This is a genomic window from Thiolapillus sp. (assembly GCF_048562965.1).
Lineage (GTDB): Bacteria > Pseudomonadota > Gammaproteobacteria > Chromatiales > Chromatiaceae > Thiolapillus > Thiolapillus brandeum_A.
In genome coordinates this window covers 1-1,968 of record NZ_JBHNMF010000584.1, presented here as the reverse complement: position 1 = coordinate 1,968, position 1,968 = coordinate 1, and the positions used below count along the sequence as shown (strand labels likewise).

At 58.5% G+C, this 1,968-nt stretch carries 4 protein-coding genes; 1 reads left to right on the top strand and 3 read right to left on the bottom strand.

What is annotated here, in order from left to right:
* Positions 1 to 34: 34 nt before the first annotated feature.
* Together ACOCD2_RS18005 and ACOCD2_RS18000 are read right to left on the bottom strand one after the other, a co-directional pair.
* On the bottom strand, positions 35 to 274 hold the full coding sequence (locus tag ACOCD2_RS18005) for an NADH-quinone oxidoreductase subunit H (RefSeq protein WP_293885772.1): 240 nt from the start codon (positions 272 to 274) through the stop codon (positions 35 to 37).
* A 15-nt stretch (positions 275 to 289) separates the two neighbouring features.
* A complete protein-coding gene (locus ACOCD2_RS18000; RefSeq protein ID WP_294030603.1) occupies positions 290 to 1,066 on the bottom strand; it encodes a proton-conducting transporter membrane subunit in 777 nt (258 codons plus the stop codon).
* A 47-nt stretch (positions 1,067 to 1,113) separates the two neighbouring features.
* Here ACOCD2_RS18000 and ACOCD2_RS17995 point away from each other — a divergent pair, with 47 nt between their 5' ends.
* Entirely contained in the window at positions 1,114 to 1,269 is a 156-nt protein-coding gene (locus ACOCD2_RS17995) for a hypothetical protein (RefSeq protein WP_293649909.1), read from the top strand.
* Between the two features lie 79 nt (positions 1,270 to 1,348).
* Here the strand turns inward: ACOCD2_RS17995 and ACOCD2_RS17990 are convergent, their stop codons facing one another.
* A complete protein-coding gene (locus ACOCD2_RS17990; protein WP_419625212.1) occupies positions 1,349 to 1,912 on the bottom strand; it encodes a proton-conducting transporter membrane subunit in 564 nt (187 codons plus the stop codon).
* Between the last annotated feature and the right edge of the window lie 56 nt (positions 1,913 to 1,968).

Sequence of the window (1,968 nt, the reverse complement as noted above, 5' to 3'; positions counted from 1 at the left end):
GAGGCAGGCTTGTACTCATCTTAGGGGTGAGTAGTTACTCTGCGGCAATGTAACCGCCCACGGCCAGGATGATGCCCCAGTCATGTATCACGCCATGGGAGATCTGGGTCTCCTTGCCAAAGGTCTTGATCACGTCATACAGAGGCTGCAACAGCGGCGGACCCACCCGGCGCTGCAGCTTGGCTGCAATACGGCGCATCATGAGCAGCAGGGCCAGCCCAATGATGAAGCCCAGCAGCGGCATCAGGATCAATTCGTTCAACAGTGAAATCACATTCATCATCGACCCTCAGTAGATGGCCCAGACCATGAACAGCACCGCCATCACCAGCATGGAAAAGGCCGGCACCTCCTGCCGTACCAGGCGGTTTGCGAGTATGGACAGGATTTCCACCGCAGTGGTCACCGCGTCTTCCGCCCAGCGGAAACTGCCGCGGTACCAGGAGCCGATATGATGCATCAGCCCGGCATAGAAATGGTCGGTGTACTGATAGCGGATATCCGCGGTGAGAAAGTGCCCGCCGGCGTAATTGTCAAGCTGATGCACCCGCTTGGATCTGTTACCCAGGCCGAAGAAAATCAGGGCAGCGATACCCACACCGGCAAACAGTACGCCGGTTATCCAAATCATGTCCACCTGGCTGTCCTGTACCTTTACCCCGCCCAGCACATAGTGCACCGGATCCAGTCCCAGGCTGGTCTGCACCGCGGCCACCCACTCCAGCACCAGGCCCGGCATCACGCCGGTCACGAACACCAGACCTGCGACCAGCAGCATGGGCAGCATCATGCTCCAGGGCACTTCATGGATCTGCTCGTGTTCGACACGCAACTGGCCGAGAAAGATGTTGTGTATCAGCTTGAAAACCGACAGCACCGTGCCCAGCGTACCCACGATGGTGCCGACGAACAGCAGGGGCATACCTTCGCTCACCAGGGAACGGTAGACCAGCAGCTTGGAAACAAAACCGTTCATGGGTGGCAATCTGGCCAGTCCGATGATGCCGAACAGCAACACAAGGAAGGTGAGCGGCATGCGCACAACCAGTCCGCCCATCTTATTCAGATCTGCCGTACCGGTACGATAGACGACAGCGGTAACTGCCAGGACAAGTGTGTCTTCGACCTCGTGATAGATTTTGGGACATCCCAGTCCCCAAAATCGACTCGGCCTTTGACAACCTATTCGTGCCCCAGACGTCCTGGTCACCAAGCACTACGCAACAACCTCGCAAGCTCGTTGCTGCTCCGTACTTGGCTCCCATATGACTGGACGCCGCGTTCGGAGGCCTACTTTGCTTCCCCTCTGGCGCTATGCGCACGACGGGTAAGCAGTGCGGCCTCGCGGCTACTGGGGACTACCAGCCTTCGCTTCGCTCTCCATGGCTGGCAGCGAAAGAATGGCCTGGTAAGTGGCGTGATTGAACACGTGCATCAGGCCACCCGCAGCCCCCATTTCCGTTCCCACCAGTACACCGATGAGCATGTAACCGCCCTGCCCGATACCATGCCAGGCCAGCAGCAGCCGGGCATCATACTGTCGCAGCGCGATAAAGGTGGGAATGATGAGCGTCAGCAGGGACACCCAGGCAAGCAGGTCCCGCGCGGAAAAGCTGCCCACGATGGACAGGCTTTCCAGCTTGACGATACCCAGCAGCCTGATCAGCACCACCAGAACAGCAAACAGGCCCATGCGGGAAGAAATGGCGCCGAGAAATGCGCTCGCCGGTCCCGGCAGGAAGGCATAGGCATTGGCCTGCCACAAATGGAACGGCAGGACAGCCATCTTGATGCCGAAACCGAAAAACAGCAGCAGCACCAAAGTCCACAATGGAGCCGTGCCCATGTGAGTAACCGCTGACTGCAGGCCGGCGAAACTCAGGTTACCCGCCGCGTTCCAGACAAGGGCCATGGCTCCCATCACAGCCATGGCACCTGCCATGGCATAGATAACATAGCGCAATGCAT